Source organism: Sphingobium sp. D43FB (assembly GCF_002312805.1).
Classification (GTDB): domain Bacteria; phylum Pseudomonadota; class Alphaproteobacteria; order Sphingomonadales; family Sphingomonadaceae; genus Sphingobium.
Genome location: NZ_NMUA01000002.1, coordinates 247,932 through 261,832, shown reverse-complemented (window position 1 = coordinate 261,832; position 13,901 = coordinate 247,932). Strand labels below are relative to the sequence as shown.

The window sequence follows — 13,901 nt, the reverse complement described above, 5'->3', positions numbered from 1 at the left end:
CCGCACTCCTTTGTCCAATTCCTGCACAGCAGGCGGGACAAAAGGCCAGAGCCGGACATGTGTCCGCTCGCATCATGGGCACGGGCCAGCGGCAGCCGTGCAAAAAGGGCGGCGAGCGGAGGAAAGGCGCTAAGCCTCAAAAATCAATCGCAATCCCCTTCCGCTCCCAATCGCCATAGCGCACCGGGCTCATCTCCTCGGTATGGCGCGTAGGGGCGTCGATCGGGTCGGGCTGCGGCACGGGGGGGCTTTTCGACAGGTGCGCGGGGGCCTGCACATGCGCGGGGCGCTTGCCGTTGAAACTTCCCATGATCCTGCTGCCTCTCGATTGCGGCGCTGCCGGAGCAACCCCATATTCATCTGCGATGATCTATCTGGGTTGCAACGGAGGCAAGTGCAAGTGAACGGGTTGAAGACCACCATGTTGCTGGCGGCGCTGACGGCGCTGTTCATGGGGCTGGGCTATATGCTGGGCGGCAGCGGCGGGGCGATCATCGCGCTGCTGGTTGCGGCGGGGATGAACCTCGTCACCTTCTGGAACGCCGACAAGATCGTGCTGTCGATGCACAATGCCCGCGAAGTGGATGCCAGCAGCGCGCCGGAATTTTACGGGCTGGTGCGCGACCTGGCGCAACGGGCCGGATTGCCGATGCCGCGCGTCTATCTGATCGACCAGCCTGCGCCCAATGCCTTCGCTACCGGCCGCGATCCCGATCATGCCGCCGTTGCCGCGACCACCGGCCTGCTCGCGATGCTGAACCGCGACGAAGTGGCGGGCGTGATGGCGCATGAACTGGCGCATGTGCAAAATCGCGACACCTTGATCATGACGATGGTGGCGACGATCGCGGGTGCCATTTCGATGCTCGCCAATTTCGGCCTCTTCTTCCGCAGCAGCGACAATCAAAATGGCCATGGCAATATGATCGCCACCATCCTGGCCGTGATCGTCGCGCCCTTCGCCGCAATGATCGTGCAAATGGCGATCAGCCGCCATCGCGAATATGGCGCGGACGCGGGCGGCGCTAAAATCAGCGGCAATCCCCGTGCGCTCGCCTCCGCCCTCGCCAAGATTGCGGGCCAGGCCGAACGCATCCCCAATCCGGTGGCACAGCGCAATCCGGCTGCCGCGCAGCTCTATATCGTGCCGACCCATGTCAGCGAACTTTTCTCCACCCACCCGGCGACCGACAAGCGCATTGCCGCGCTGGAGGATATGGCCGTGCACATGGGCGCCCCTGCGCTGCGCACGGCACCGCGCGCCTCGGCCCTCTCGCCCGTTACCGCGCGCCCATGCCGCCGCAGCGCCCTCGATCCGCACGGGCGGGATTAGCGTTCGCCAATCAGGCGTGTCTTTTCGGACGTTTCCGCCTAGGGACCGTCCATGGTCCGTAAATCACAACCCCATCCCGACACTGTCCCCGGCCTTCCTGCCCGCCGCGCCGCGCTTCGGCTGCTCGATGCGGTGCTGCGGCGGGGCGATCCGCTCGAACTGGCGCTGCATGGCGCGGCGCAGGGGTTGCCGCCCGCCGATCGCGCGCTGGTCCATGCCATCGCCGCCGAAACGCTGCGCCATCTGCCCGATCTCGACGCGCTGATCGACGGCGCGACGCAGCAGGTCTTGCCGCCCGATGCCAAGGCGCGGATGGTATTGCGCATTGCGCTCGTCCAGACGCTGGCGCTCGACACGCCGCCCCATGCCGCAATCGCCACCGCGCTGCCGCTGGTCGATGGCGGGCCGCGCAAGCTGGTCCATGGCGTGTTCGGCACGGTGACGCGCGCGACGCCGACGCTGCCCGTGCCCCCCACGCTACCCGCCGAGGTTGCGGCTCGCTGGGACGCGCAATGGGGCGCGGCGATGGTCGAGGCGGCGGCCCGCGCCTATGCCATCCGGCCGCCGGTGGACATCAGCCTGCGCGCCCCAGCGGAAACCGCGCGCTGGACCGAAGAATTGGGCGGCACCAGCTTCGCCCCTGGCCATGTCCGCCTGCCCGATGGCGTTCCTATTCCCGAATTGCCCGGCTTTGCCGAAGGCGCCTGGTGGGTGCAGGACATCGCTGCCTCCTGCGCGGCGCGGTTGCTGGGGCAGGGGGCAGGGCGCAGCGCGCTCGACCTGTGCGCCGCACCGGGCGGCAAGACGATGCAACTGGCGGCGGCGGGGTGGCATGTCACCGCGCTCGACCAGTCCGCCAAGCGACTGGCGCGGCTGACTGAAAATCTGACGCGCACCGGCCTTGTTGCCCAAGTCGCCCAAGCCGATCTGCGTACATGGCAGCCTGACGCGCCAGTCGATGCGATCCTGCTCGACGCGCCCTGCACCGCGACCGGCATCTATCGCCGCCATCCCGACGTGCTGCACCGCATCTGCGCGCGCCAGATCGAGGAACTGGCGACGTTGCAGGGCGACCTGCTCGCCCGCGCCGCCGATTGGGTCAAGCCGTGCGGGCGCATCCTCTACGCCACTTGCTCGCTGGAACAGGCGGAGGGCGAGGATCAGATCACCCGTTTCCTCGCCGCGCGATCCGATTTCGCGATCGATCCGGTGCAGCCCGGCGAATTGCCCGACGGTTTTGCGCCGACGCCGCGCGGCTGGCTGCGCACCTTGCCCGATACGCTGTCCGATCGCGGCGGCGCGGACGGATTTTTCATTGTACGGCTTGCCAGGGCGGCGAACTAAGCCTTAACCATTAGACAGTTACGTTGCAGCCCGCCCTCATAGGAAAGGTGCATCTTGAGACCGATCGAGCCTCTGCCCCTGCATCATAGCTGGCCGCTGTTCGACCTGCATGACTATCTGGCGCCGGTCGCGCTCGACCCGTCGCTGGCGCGCAACGACGTCGCCCTGGCCGAACGGGGCCTCGGCCTATGGCATTGCGATCTGGCGAACGAAACGCTGAGCTGGACGGCGGGCGTCTATGACATGTTCGGGTTGGAACGGCATAGTGTCGTACCACGAACCTTGTCCGTGTCGCTGTACGCATCGGAATCGCGGGAACCCATGGAACGGTTGCGCAGCTATGCCATCCGCCACAAGCGCGGCTTCACGCTCGATGTCGATATCCATCAGGCCGACGGCATGGGCCAATGTGCCCTGCGCCTGATCGCGGCCCCCTTGCTGGACGAAGCGGGCGAGGTGACCGCCCTGCATGGCGTCAAGCAATTGCTGCCGCCCGGCGCACCTTGCTCGCGCCGCCTCGACCCGACCGTCTTCGTGATGCTCTAGGCGCACCGCACAAACTATCGCTTCATCGCCAAATCCCCGTTGCCCTGAGTCCAAGCCGTAGCTAAGGCAACCGGTTAATGACCCGGCCCATTCTCATCTCTCCGTCCATCCTCTCCGCCGACTTCGCCCGCCTGGGCGAGGAGGTTCGCACTATCGATGCGGCTGGCTGCGATTGGGTGCATATCGACGTCATGGACGGGCATTTCGTGCCCAACATCACGATCGGTCCCGCCGTCGTGAAGGCGCTGCGCCCGCATAGCGCCAAGACGTTCGACGTCCATTTGATGATCTCGCCGGTGGACCAATATCTCGACGCCTTTGCGCAGGCCGGCGCGGACATCATCACCGTCCATCCCGAAGCCGGACCGCATATCCATCGCTCGATCCAGCATATCAAGTCGCTGGGCGTGCAGGCGGGCGTGGTGCTCAATCCCGGCACGCCTGCCAAGATGCTCGATTATCTGATCGACGATGTCGACCTCATCCTGGTGATGAGCGTCAATCCCGGTTTTGGCGGGCAAAGCTTCATCATGAACCAGCTGCGCAAGATCGAGGCGATCCGCAAGATGATCGACAAGTCCGGCCGCGACATCCGCCTGCAGGTCGATGGTGGTATCGACCTTACCACCGCGCCGATGGCGATCGCCGCGGGAGCCGACGTGCTGGTCGCGGGCACCGCTACCTTCCGGGGCGGGCCGGACGCCTATGCCGACAATATTCGGAAGCTGCGGGGCGGGTGAACGACGCGCGGCGCATCTCCCCCGCTTCCACCGGGAAAGCGGCCGATCCCGTGGCCACGGACGATGGAATAGAACAGGGCAAGCGCCTCATCCGCGTCGCGGATGACAAGGGGCTGTCGCTGGCGCAGCGGATCGCCAATCATTTCTACCTGCTCAGCTGGAAGACGCCGATCCACGGTCGCAAGCTGCGCGGCAAATATCCGCTCAAGCTGCTGGCCGTGCCCGACGACGATATTCCCGGCGATGCACGGGCGGGGCAGGCACTCCGCGCGGGCTATTTCCTGTTTCGCGGCCGCAAGCAGATTATCGACACGGTCGATTTCGCTCGGCTCGACCTTGGCCCGGCCTTTGCCGATCATATCCACAGCTTCCGCTGGCTGCGCGACCTTGCCAGCACGGCGACCCGCGAGCAGGCCGCGCCGATCGCCGAAGGGGTGATGCGGCGCTGGCTGGCGGCCCATGCCGAAACGCCGAGCGAACCGGCCTGGCGCGCGGACAATGCGGGCTGGCGGCTGCTGTTCTGGACCGCCCATGCCCCGCTGATCCTGTCATCGAGCGACCTTGTCTATCGCTCGCTGGTCCTCAACTGCATTGCCCGCACCGCCCGGCATCTCGACCGCATTGCCGACAAGGCCCCCATGGGCCTGCCGCGCATCGTCGCCTGGAGTGCGATCGTGGCGGCCTCGATGCTGATCCCCGGCGGTGCGTCGCGCAAGATTTTCGGCGAAGCCGGCCTCAAGCGCGCGATCGAGAGCAGCTTCCACCCCGATGGCGGCATCGTATCGCGCTCGCCCTTGGCGCAGGTCGAGGCGGTGATGGCGCTTGCCATGCTGCGTGCTGTCTATGACGTCCGCCGCGAAACGATACCTGCCTTTCTGGACGAAGGGCTCGGCCGCGCTGTTCCAGCGCTGCTCGGCCTCATCCATGGCGATGGCGGGCTGGGTAGCTGGCAGGGTTCGGGCGCGATCGATCCTGTCACCGTCAACGCCGTGGTGCAGGCCAGCCGGGTGCGCAGCCGCCCGCTGCGGCAGGCGCGCGACTGGGGCTATCAACGGATTGCGGCGGGCGCGACCGTGGTGCAGGTCGATGCCGCGCCGCCGCCGGTCGCGCGTCTTGCCGAAGCTGGCTGCGCCTCCACCGGCGCGATCGAAATCAGCGACGGCCCGCACCGGCTGGTCGTCAATTGCGGCGGCGCGGGGCTGGAGGGGGCGTGGATTCCCACCGACCTCGCGCAAGGGCTGCGCACCACCGCCGCCCACAGCACGCTGGTGCTGGACGATTGCAACAGCACCGCGCTCTTGCCCGACGGCACGCTCGGCAAGGGCGTGACCGAAGTGGAGTTGAACCGGCAGGAGCTGGACAATGGCAGCCGGGTCGATCTGTCGCATGACGGCTATGTCCGGCGGCTGGGCTATATCCACCGCCGCCTGCTGCTGGTCAGTGGTGACGGCAAGGAAATACGGGGCGAAGATATGCTGACCCCCGCAGAACGGCGGCGCAAGCCATCGAAGCTGCCCGTCATGCTGCGCTTCCACCTCGCGCCCGGTGTCGAACCGACTCTGACCGCCGACAGCCAGGGCGCGTTGCTGCGCGTCGATATGGGCGCGCTCTGGCAATTCCGCACCGGTACGGGCGTGCTGAGCGTCGAGGAAAGCCTGTGGGTCGATGGCGATGGTCGCCCACACCCGACGCGCCAGCTGGTGGTGACCAGCGAAGCGCTGCCGGGCGGGTCAAGCATCGGCTGGCTGTTCAAGCGGTCAGGCTAAGCGCAGCTGAATCACTCTCGCCAGCTTTTGTCGATCCGGTCGATCACGCGCACCATCGCCTGAAAATCGGGCACGCCTGGCCCCACCGGCAACTGAATCCCCGACAGGTCGCGCTGATGCACCCCAATCACCTCCGGCGCGATCTCCATCGGCGTGCCCGCCGCACCTGCGGCCACCTGGATTTCGCATGCGCGCTGGAGCGACCAGTGTTTCAGAAAGGCTTCGGGCAGAGTGGAGGCCATGACCAATGTGCCATGGTTGCGCAGCATCATCACGCGCTTGGTCCCTAGATTGGCGACCAGCCGCTCGCCCTCTTCGGGGCGAATCGTGATGCCTTCGAAATCATGATAGGCGATCTGCCCGGTAAAGGCGGCGGCATAGAAGCTGATCGGCCGTAACCCTTCGCGCGTCGCGCTGACCGCCATCCCCGCCGTCGTATGGGTATGAATGATGCAATGGGCATCGGGCAGATAGCGGTGGAACACGCTATGCTGGGTGAAGCCCGCCCGGTTGACCGGATAGGGGCTGCCATCCAGCACCGTGCCATCGATGTCGATCTTGACGAGGTTGGATGCGCAAACCTCGCCATAACCCAGCCCGAACGGGTTGATTAGGAAGGCATGATCCTCCCCCGGCACGCGCAGGGTGATGTGGTTGTAGATCAGTTCCGACCAGCCCATATGCTCGAAAATGCGGTAGCAGGCGGCAAGCTGCTGGCGCGCTTCCCATTCGGCGTTGGACATGTCGGTGCGTTCTGCGGCGCTGGCCATGGGCGATCCTCTCTTATAGTCTTGCTCGACACCATCGACCTTTCCGGCATGGGAGTCGAGACTCTGCATGCTTAAGGGTTGATGTGCCGCGACTCTACTGGTAGGGCGCGCTCCACACGGCGTAGGGTGACCTGCGACGACTCATTGGCTTTGCTATTCGGTCGGGCTGTCGGGACGGATCATAGAATCCCGGCGAACCGCTCGTTTTCGATTGGAGATAGACGGACTTATGCAGATCATCGTTCGCGACAATAATGTCGACCAGGCCCTCCGCGCGCTCAAGAAGAAGCTGCAGCGTGAAGGCGTGTATCGCGAAATGAAGCTGCGTCGTCACTACGAGAAGCCTTCGGAAAAGCGTGCCCGTGAAAAGGCTGCTGCTGTCCGTCGCGCTCGCAAGATGGACCGCAAGCGCGCCGAACGCGACGGCGCGAAGTAAGCGTCGTTCGGGGCGGCATGCGCCGTCCCGCTTTCCTGCTGCTATCCCGCCCCTAATTGCGAGACTTGTCGCCATGTCCACGACGGCTGTTCCCCTTCGTTCGATTGCCAAGGGGTCGCTGACGCGCCTCTGGATCGGTGTTGCTGCCATAGCACTGGCGGCTGGCGGTCTCGCCTGGGCGGGCCAGCAGCATGTCGAATCGACGCCCTCGGCGTTCCTGGCGGACAATGCCGATGCCGAAGGCGTGGTGACGACCGAGTCGGGCCTGCAGTATAAAGTCCTGACCGAAGGCACCGGCCCCAGCCCGACCACCGCCGACGTGGCGCTGGTGGGCTATAAGGGCACGTTGCTCGACGGCACCGTGTTCGACGAGAATCCGCAGGCGCCAATGCCCGTCGATGGCGTCGTGCCCGGCTTCTCCGAAGGCCTGCAGAAGATGAAGAAGGGCGGCAAATACCGCCTCTGGATCCCGGCAGAACTGGGTTATGGCGATCAGGCCGCTGGCCCGATCCCGGCAGGGTCCGTGCTGGTGTTCGACGTCGAACTGCACGACTTCAAGTCCCGCGCCGAAATCATGCAGATGCAGCAGATGATGCAGCAACAGCAGGGCGGCGCGCCGGGTGCAGCGCCCCAGCCGATGCCGGGCAACTGACCGCCAAAGCCAGATGAGATGGGAAAAAGGGGCCGCAATCGGCCCCTTTTTTGTGCATCGGATGACAGAGCCATGTTTCAGGTAGACTATGACCGGACGACCAATTGCCTGACCCTGACGGTCAAGGGCTTCTGGAAGCCTGAAGATGTAGCACCTCTCGCCAGGGAAGTGGGATCGAAGGCCCGTGAGGCGCAGGCGATTCGGGATGATTTCAACGTGCTGGTCGAATCATTCGAATTTCCGGTTCAGGCGCACGATGTGGCGGATATGCTGACCAACATCATGCGGGGCGGCATGAGCTTCACCAATGGCTATGCTGCGGTTGTTGTCGGCAGCCAGCTCAACAAGGCGCAGGCCGAACGGACGCTGGCTCACCCGCGACTGCGCGTGTTCCTGACGCTGGAGGCCGCACGGGAATGGCTGGCGGCGCAAGGCTAGCAAGGTGGGGCCACTTTCCCACCTACGCCTCGCCCACCAACGGACTATTCTACCTCGGTCACGCTCATCGGCCGCAGGCTGTTACCGGCCCGGCCGCTGCGGAAAGCACCGAACCAGGTCAGCGGGTTCCAGCTTGAATCGCCGTCCAAGCTGAAGGTGATGAACTCGGCGCGGCCGCCGATCGCTTCCCAGGGTACGGGACCGCCCAGGCCGTTTTCCTCCAGCGGCGCGCGGCTGTCGGCGCTATTGTCGCGATTGTCGCCCATCAGGAAGACGTGATTTTCCGGCACGCGCACCGGGCCATACCAATCGAGCGCACTCGGCCCCATGTCGATGGTGAGATAGGTTTTTCCATTGGGCAGGATTTCCTGCCGCACCGGCAATTCGCAATAATCCTTGCCGTCCGCGCCCTGCATCCGCGCGCCGGGGAATTGCAGCGGGGGGCAGGGGGCATTGCTATCGACGGGCAGGCGCAGCGGCTTCAAGATGCGCTGCTTCACCGCCACGCCGTTGAGCAGCACCTGCCCACCGCGCACTTCGATGATGTCGCCGGGCAGGCCGATGACTCGCTTGATATAATCCTCGCGCCGATTCTGCGGCGACACGATGACGATGTCGCCGCGTGCCGGTAGTCGCCCGAAAATCCGGCCCTTCAGGAAGGGCAGCGGATGGAAGCTGGGCGAGACATAGGACCAGCCATAGGGGAATTTGCTCACCACCAGCCGGTCGCCGGTCAGCAGCACCGGCATCATCGATTCGGACGGGATATAGAAGGGCTTGGCGACGAAGCTGTGGAAGGCCAGCACCGCCAGGATCAGCAGCGTGATGCTCTTGATCTCCTGCCACCAATTGACGTCCGATTTGGGCATCACGTCCTCGGAAGGGCTATGCGCGTCGGTGGTTGTGTCGTGCAGGCTGGTGGGATCGGTCGTCACAGGGGAAGCGCCTCGATAATGACAAAGGCCTGCGCCCAGGGATGATCGTCGGTCAGGGTCAGGTGGATGACGGGTCTATGTCCCGCCGGCACCAACGCGTCGAGCCGGGCCAGTGCGCCACCGGTAAGGTTCAGCGTCGGCGCGCCGGAAGGGGCATTGACCACGCCGATATCCTTCATGAACACGCCCGATTTGAATCCAGTGCCGACCGCCTTGGAAAAGGCTTCCTTGGCGGCGAAGCGCTTGGCCAGCGTGCCGGCCTTGGTGAAGGGGCGGCGATTGGCCTTGGTCTGTTCAACATCGGTGAACACGCGGCTCTCGAAGCGCGCGCCGAAGCGATCGAGCGAACTTTGGATTCGCTCGATATTGCAGAGGTCGGAGCCGAGACCGATGATCACGCCATTCCTCCCCGGCACGGGGAGGGGGACCGCCGCGAAGCGGTGGTGGAGGGGGGGAGCGCCAGAATCCAATAGGAAGCGGCAGGAGGCACGCCCCCTCCACCAGCCTGCGGCTGGTCCCCCTCCCCGTGCCGGGGAGGAATCACCGCGCCAAATCCATTTGCCGCCGCATTTCGCGGATGCTGCCTTCCAGGCCGCCGAAGATCGCCTCGCCGATCAGGAAGTGGCCGATATTGAGTTCGGCGACCTGCGGGATGGCGGCGATCGGCCCGACATTGTCGAAGGTCAGGCCATGGCCCGCATGGGGCTCGACCCCGTTCTTCGCGGCCAGCGCCGCCGCGTCGGCGATACGGCGCAGTTCGGCGGCGCGCGGTTCGCCGGTCAGATGGGCATAGGCGCCGGTATGCAGTTCCACGACGGGTACGTTCAGCCGGATCGCCGCGTCGATTTGGGCAGCGTCGGCTTCAATGAACAGGCTGACGCGGATACCCGCGTCATTGAGCGCCGCGACGATCGGCCGCAGTGTGTCGAACTGCCCGGCCGCGTCCAGCCCGCCCTCGGTCGTGCGCTCCTCGCGCTTTTCCGGCACGATACAGGCGGCATGCGGCTTGTAGCGTAGCGCGATGTCCAGCATCTCGGCCGTCGCCGCCATCTCCAGATTGAGCGGCACGCTCAGCGCTGCCATCAGGGTGGCGACATCTTCGTCGCGTATATGTCGACGATCCTCGCGCAGATGCGCGGTGATGCCGTCCGCCCCCGCTTTCACCGCTAGCAGCGCTGCCTTGACCGGATCGGGATGATCCCCGCCACGCGCGTTGCGGATGGTCGCCACATGGTCGATATTGACGCCCAGGCGCAGCGGAGCGGGGGAGTGGGGCATCGGCTAGACCTTCCGGCTGCCCGGCTTGATCGCCGGGATCGCCGCCAGTTCGGGCGGCAGGGCATCAGCGTCATAGACCGGGAAATTGATCGACACGAGTGGATAGAAGGGCACGCCCAGATCCACCTCGCCCGCCGAGCGATCGACAAGCGCCGCTTCGGCGATGACGATGCCGCCCTCGGCCGCGACGGCCTCGATCGCCTGGCGCGAGGACAGGCCGGTGGTGACGACATCTTCGACCATCAGGATTTTCTGCCCCGGCGATATGGCAAAGCCGCGGCGCAGTTCGAATGTCCCTTCGGGCCGTTCGAGGAATACCGCGTCCTTGCCCAGCGCCCGGCCGACTTCATGACCGATGATGAGGCCGCCCATGGCTGGCGAAACTACCAGGTCGATCTCCTGCCGCAATTCACGCGGCAATTTCTGCACCACGGCCAGCGCGAGCCTGCCCGCGCGCTCGGCGCTCATCAGGACGCGGGCGCATTGCAGATAATTGGCGCTGCGGCGGCCCGAAGACAGGATGAAATGTCCTTCGAGCAGCGCCCCTGCTGCCCGGAATTCCGCCAAAACTTCTTCGTCGGTCATGCCGTTTATCTATCCTGTCGCGCGGTCCGGCCCCTATATGGCACGGCCCGCTTCCCTATCGGCACGGCACGCATCGGCGCACCATGAACGCGCCCCTGTGCGCGCAGCAGCGAAATAGGGGCCGGAAGGGAACGTTGCAACAGCGAAGAAAATCTGCTCCTGCTAGCTTGAGGCATCAAAAAACCATGCCTATAAGCCGCGGCAGAACCGACCGGGCGGGGACGATGTGCATGCGCGCGTCTTCGTTGCAGCGGCGCCAAGGGGTTACGGGGTAAGAAGACGCTATGATACAGGTGAAATCGCTCGTTCTCGCAGGATTGTTGGCCTTTGCGCCAGCAATGGCGATGAACGGTCCGGCCTTCGCGCAGGACAATGCAACCGCTGCCGCTCCGGCGGCGGCCACTGTCGCCGCGCCTGCTGATTCGGCAGCGAACGCCGCTGCGCCCGCCGCCGACGCTGCGCCAGCTGCCAAGGTCGCCGCGCCGCCGCGCATGAAGCCGACCGAAGGCATCGGCATGCCCAAACCGGGCGAGATCACCCTGCAGGAGCAGTTCACCTCGACCGGGCACAGCGCGCGCTGGTTGCATGACGTGATGCTGCTGCCGCTCATCACGCTCATCTCCGTGCTGGTGCTGGCGCTGATGCTCTATGTGATGGTCCGCTATCGCCGCAGCGCCAACCCGGTGCCGTCCAAGACGTCGCACAACACCTTCATCGAAGTGATCTGGACGGTCGTTCCGGTCATCATCCTGCTGGTGATCGCGGTGCCGTCGATCGGGCTGCTCGCCGACCAGTATAAGCCCGCGCCTAAGGATGCGCTGACCGTCAAGGTCACCGGCTATCAATGGTATTGGGGCTATGAATATCCCGACGCGGGCATCCCCGAATATGTGTCGAACATGCTGACCAAGGAACAGGCGAAGGCCGGTGGCGAACCGTTCCAGCTGGCCGTCGACAACCGCCTGATCCTGCCCGCCGGTCGTCCGGTGAAGCTCATCATCACCGCCGCCGACGTAATTCACAGTTTTGCCGTGCCGTCGCTCTGGGTGAAGATGGATGCGGTTCCTGGCCGTCTGAACGAAAAGAGCTTCACCATCGAAAAGCCCGGCGTCTATTACGGGCAATGTTCGGAACTGTGCGGCGCGCGCCATGGCTTCATGCCGATCGCGATCGAAGCGCTGCCGCCTGAGCAGTTCGACCAGTGGGTGCTGTCGCAGGGTGGCTCGCTCAAGAACGGCACCGCCGCGCCGGATGCGCCGATGGGCCCGCAACAGGGCAGTGTGCTGCCCGCCCCGCCGGCTGACGCCGTCGGCAACAACGCGCTTTAAGAGGGCAGATACGCCATGACCACCATCACCGCAGATCAATATGGCGATCATGCTCATGATCATCATGACGCCGATCACAAGCCAGCCTTCTTCCAGCGCTGGTTCATGTCCACCAACCACAAGGATATCGGCACTCTCTATCTGATCTTCGCGATCTTCGCCGGCGTCGTCGGCGGCGCGATTTCGGGTCTGATGCGCGTCGAACTGGCGGAGCCAGGCATCCAATATCTGCAGGGCTGGGCCAATATCCAGCATGCGATGCTGGGTGCGGAGCCTGCCTCGCTCGACCAGGCCTATCACCTCTGGAACGCGCTGATCACCGCGCACGGCCTCATCATGGTCTTCTTCATGGTGATGCCCGCGATCATCGGCGGCTTTGGCAACTGGTTCGTGCCGATCATGATCGGCGCGCCGGACATGGCCTTCCCGCGGATGAACAATATCAGCTTCTGGCTGCTCATCCCCGCCTTCGCGCTGCTGCTCGGCTCGGCCTTCGTGCCCGGCGGCACCGGCTATGGCGCGGGCACTGGCTGGACGGTCTATGCGCCGCTGTCGACCAGCGGTTCGGCTGGCCCCGCCGTCGACATGGCAATCCTGTCGCTGCATATCGCAGGCGCTGGCTCGATCCTGGGTGCGGTCAACTTCATCACCACCATCCTCAATATGCGCGCGCCGGGCATGACCCTGCACAAAATGCCGCTGTTCGTCTGGTCGGTGCTGGTTACCGCTTTCCTGCTGCTGCTCGCGCTGCCGGTTCTGGCCGCCGCGATCACTATGTTGCTGACCGACCGCAACTTCGGCACCACCTTCTATGACGCAGCCGGTGGCGGCGATCCTGAACTCTACCAGCATCTCTTCTGGTTCTTCGGTCACCCCGAAGTCTACATCATGATCCTGCCCGGTTTCGGCATCGTCAGCCAGATCATCTCGACCTTCAGCCGCAAGCCGGTGTTCGGCTATCTCGGCATGGCCTATGCCATGGTCGCGATCGGTGTCGTCGGCTTCGTCGTGTGGGCGCACCACATGTTCACGACCGGCATGTCGGTCAATGTGAAGATGTATTTCACCGCCGCCACCATGGTCATCGCCGTGCCCACGGGCATCAAGATCTTCTCGTGGATCGCGACCATCTGGGGTGGGTCTATCAGCTTCAAGACCCCGATGGTCTGGGCGCTGGGCTTCATCTTCCTCTTCACCGTGGGCGGCGTGACCGGCGTCGTGCTGGCCAATGGCGGCGTCGACGACGTGTTGCACGACACCTATTATGTCGTGGCGCACTTCCACTATGTCCTTTCGCTGGGTGCCGTGTTCGGCCTGTTCGCGGGCTTCTATTACTGGTTCCCGAAGATGTCGGGCCGCATGTATAACGAATTCCTCGGCCACCTGCATTTCTGGGTGTTCTTCGTGGGCGTGAACCTGCTGTTCTTCCCGATGCATTTCCTGGGCCTGTCGGGCATGCCGCGTCGCTACCCCGATTATCCGGAAGCCTTCGCCTACTGGAACAAGATCGCCAGCCATGGCTATGAAATCATGGCCGTCGGCGTGCTGATCTTCTTCATCAACATCTTCTGGTCGCTTGCGGCCGGCAAGAAGGCCGCAGGCAATCCCTGGGGTGAAGGCGCAACGACGCTGGAATGGACCTTGTCCAGCCCGCCGCCCTTCCACCAGTTCGAAACCCTGCCCGTGATCGATGATGCGGCGCATCACTGATCGCTGGACGGACTGACATGATCGGGGGCGGGTGACAGTC

At 64.6% G+C, this 13,901-nt stretch carries 16 protein-coding genes; 10 read left to right on the top strand and 6 right to left on the bottom strand.

All coding sequences use genetic code 11. The features are described from left to right. Positions 1–136 precede the first annotated feature (136 nt). Complete coding sequence (locus SxD43FB_RS03130) at positions 137–310, bottom strand: DUF1674 domain-containing protein (protein WP_069065441.1); 174 nt, start codon at positions 308–310, stop codon at positions 137–139. Positions 311–400: 90 nt separating this feature from the next. Between SxD43FB_RS03130 and htpX the strand changes: the two genes are divergently transcribed. The 5 genes from htpX to SxD43FB_RS03105 all read left to right on the top strand — a co-directional run bounded on the left by htpX (position 401) and on the right by SxD43FB_RS03105 (position 5,729). Further along, complete coding sequence (gene htpX, locus SxD43FB_RS03125) at positions 401–1,333, top strand: zinc metalloprotease HtpX (RefSeq protein WP_176482660.1); 933 nt, start codon at positions 401–403, stop codon at positions 1,331–1,333. A 51-nt stretch (positions 1,334–1,384) separates the two neighbouring features. Continuing rightward, complete coding sequence (locus tag SxD43FB_RS03120) at positions 1,385–2,677, top strand: transcription antitermination factor NusB (protein ID WP_096060922.1); 1,293 nt, start codon at positions 1,385–1,387, stop codon at positions 2,675–2,677. Positions 2,678–2,731: 54 nt separating this feature from the next. Then, positions 2,732–3,223 carry a diguanylate cyclase gene (locus tag SxD43FB_RS03115; protein ID WP_069065438.1) on the top strand — a complete coding sequence of 164 codons (492 nt, stop codon included), beginning with the start codon at positions 2,732–2,734 and terminating at the stop codon, positions 3,221–3,223. 77 nt (positions 3,224–3,300) lie between these two features. Next, a complete protein-coding gene (rpe, locus tag SxD43FB_RS03110) occupies positions 3,301–3,963 on the top strand; it encodes a ribulose-phosphate 3-epimerase (protein ID WP_096060921.1) in 663 nt (220 codons plus the stop codon). Positions 3,964–4,013: 50 nt separating this feature from the next. Then, on the top strand, positions 4,014–5,729 hold the full coding sequence (locus SxD43FB_RS03105) for a heparinase II/III family protein (protein WP_255245584.1): 1,716 nt from the start codon (positions 4,014–4,016) through the stop codon (positions 5,727–5,729). A gap of 11 nt (positions 5,730–5,740) precedes the next feature. Here SxD43FB_RS03105 and SxD43FB_RS03100 read toward each other — a convergent pair whose 3' ends face one another. Then, complete coding sequence (locus SxD43FB_RS03100) at positions 5,741–6,499, bottom strand: class II aldolase/adducin family protein (protein WP_096060919.1); 759 nt, start codon at positions 6,497–6,499, stop codon at positions 5,741–5,743. Between the two features lie 229 nt (positions 6,500–6,728). Between SxD43FB_RS03100 and rpsU the strand changes: the two genes are divergently transcribed. The 3 genes from rpsU (at position 6,729) to SxD43FB_RS03085 (ending at position 8,025) form a co-directional block, all read left to right on the top strand. Continuing rightward, positions 6,729–6,935 carry a 30S ribosomal protein S21 gene (gene rpsU, locus SxD43FB_RS03095; RefSeq protein WP_006957190.1) on the top strand — a complete coding sequence of 69 codons (207 nt, stop codon included), beginning with the start codon at positions 6,729–6,731 and terminating at the stop codon, positions 6,933–6,935. A gap of 73 nt (positions 6,936–7,008) precedes the next feature. Beyond that, a complete protein-coding gene (locus SxD43FB_RS03090; RefSeq protein ID WP_037477641.1) occupies positions 7,009–7,587 on the top strand; it encodes an FKBP-type peptidyl-prolyl cis-trans isomerase in 579 nt (192 codons plus the stop codon). Positions 7,588–7,659: 72 nt separating this feature from the next. Beyond that, positions 7,660–8,025 (top strand): hypothetical protein, encoded by a 366-nt coding sequence (locus SxD43FB_RS03085; RefSeq protein ID WP_096060918.1) that lies wholly within the window; start codon positions 7,660–7,662, stop codon positions 8,023–8,025. Positions 8,026–8,069: 44 nt separating this feature from the next. On the opposite strand, the gene lepB is transcribed toward SxD43FB_RS03085, so the two are convergent. The 4 genes from lepB to pyrE form a co-directional block, all read right to left on the bottom strand. Continuing rightward, positions 8,070–8,894 carry a signal peptidase I gene (lepB, locus tag SxD43FB_RS03080; protein WP_096061010.1) on the bottom strand — a complete coding sequence of 275 codons (825 nt, stop codon included), beginning with the start codon at positions 8,892–8,894 and terminating at the stop codon, positions 8,070–8,072. 62 nt (positions 8,895–8,956) lie between these two features. Beyond that, the gene (gene acpS / locus SxD43FB_RS03075; protein ID WP_096060917.1) at positions 8,957–9,358 is read right to left on the bottom strand and encodes a holo-ACP synthase; all 402 of its coding nucleotides are present in this window, start codon (positions 9,356–9,358) and stop codon (positions 8,957–8,959) included. 142 nt (positions 9,359–9,500) lie between these two features. Continuing rightward, positions 9,501–10,238, bottom strand: a complete 738-nt coding sequence (locus SxD43FB_RS03070) for a pyridoxine 5'-phosphate synthase (protein WP_096060916.1) — start codon at positions 10,236–10,238, stop codon at positions 9,501–9,503. A 3-nt stretch (positions 10,239–10,241) separates the two neighbouring features. Continuing rightward, positions 10,242–10,823 carry an orotate phosphoribosyltransferase gene (pyrE, locus tag SxD43FB_RS03065; protein ID WP_037475784.1) on the bottom strand — a complete coding sequence of 194 codons (582 nt, stop codon included), beginning with the start codon at positions 10,821–10,823 and terminating at the stop codon, positions 10,242–10,244. 284 nt (positions 10,824–11,107) lie between these two features. Here pyrE and coxB point away from each other — a divergent pair, with 284 nt between their 5' ends. Both coxB and ctaD read left to right on the top strand, forming a co-directional pair. Beyond that, positions 11,108–12,151, top strand: a complete 1,044-nt coding sequence (gene coxB / locus SxD43FB_RS03060) for a cytochrome c oxidase subunit II (RefSeq protein ID WP_096060915.1) — start codon at positions 11,108–11,110, stop codon at positions 12,149–12,151. A gap of 15 nt (positions 12,152–12,166) precedes the next feature. Then, positions 12,167–13,861, top strand: a complete 1,695-nt coding sequence (gene ctaD, locus SxD43FB_RS03055; RefSeq protein WP_069065770.1) for a cytochrome c oxidase subunit I — start codon at positions 12,167–12,169, stop codon at positions 13,859–13,861. Positions 13,862–13,901 lie beyond the last annotated feature (40 nt).

Coding starts and splice junctions, on each gene's coding strand:
- SxD43FB_RS03130 (WP_069065441.1), bottom strand. CDS start 310: ATGGGAAGTTTCAACGGCAAGCGCCCCGCGCATGTGCAGGCCCCCGCG.
- SxD43FB_RS03120 (WP_096060922.1), top strand. CDS start 1,385: ATGGTCCGTAAATCACAACCCCATCCCGACACTGTCCCCGGCCTTCCT.
- rpe (WP_096060921.1), top strand. CDS start 3,301: ATGACCCGGCCCATTCTCATCTCTCCGTCCATCCTCTCCGCCGACTTC.
- SxD43FB_RS03100 (WP_096060919.1), bottom strand. CDS start 6,499: ATGGCCAGCGCCGCAGAACGCACCGACATGTCCAACGCCGAATGGGAA.
- rpsU (WP_006957190.1), top strand. CDS start 6,729: ATGCAGATCATCGTTCGCGACAATAATGTCGACCAGGCCCTCCGCGCG.
- SxD43FB_RS03090 (WP_037477641.1), top strand. CDS start 7,009: ATGTCCACGACGGCTGTTCCCCTTCGTTCGATTGCCAAGGGGTCGCTG.
- SxD43FB_RS03085 (WP_096060918.1), top strand. CDS start 7,660: ATGTTTCAGGTAGACTATGACCGGACGACCAATTGCCTGACCCTGACG.
- lepB (WP_096061010.1), bottom strand. CDS start 8,894: ATGCCCAAATCGGACGTCAATTGGTGGCAGGAGATCAAGAGCATCACG.
- SxD43FB_RS03070 (WP_096060916.1), bottom strand. CDS start 10,238: ATGCCCCACTCCCCCGCTCCGCTGCGCCTGGGCGTCAATATCGACCAT.
- pyrE (WP_037475784.1), bottom strand. CDS start 10,823: ATGACCGACGAAGAAGTTTTGGCGGAATTCCGGGCAGCAGGGGCGCTG.
- coxB (WP_096060915.1), top strand. CDS start 11,108: ATGATACAGGTGAAATCGCTCGTTCTCGCAGGATTGTTGGCCTTTGCG.
- ctaD (WP_069065770.1), top strand. CDS start 12,167: ATGACCACCATCACCGCAGATCAATATGGCGATCATGCTCATGATCAT.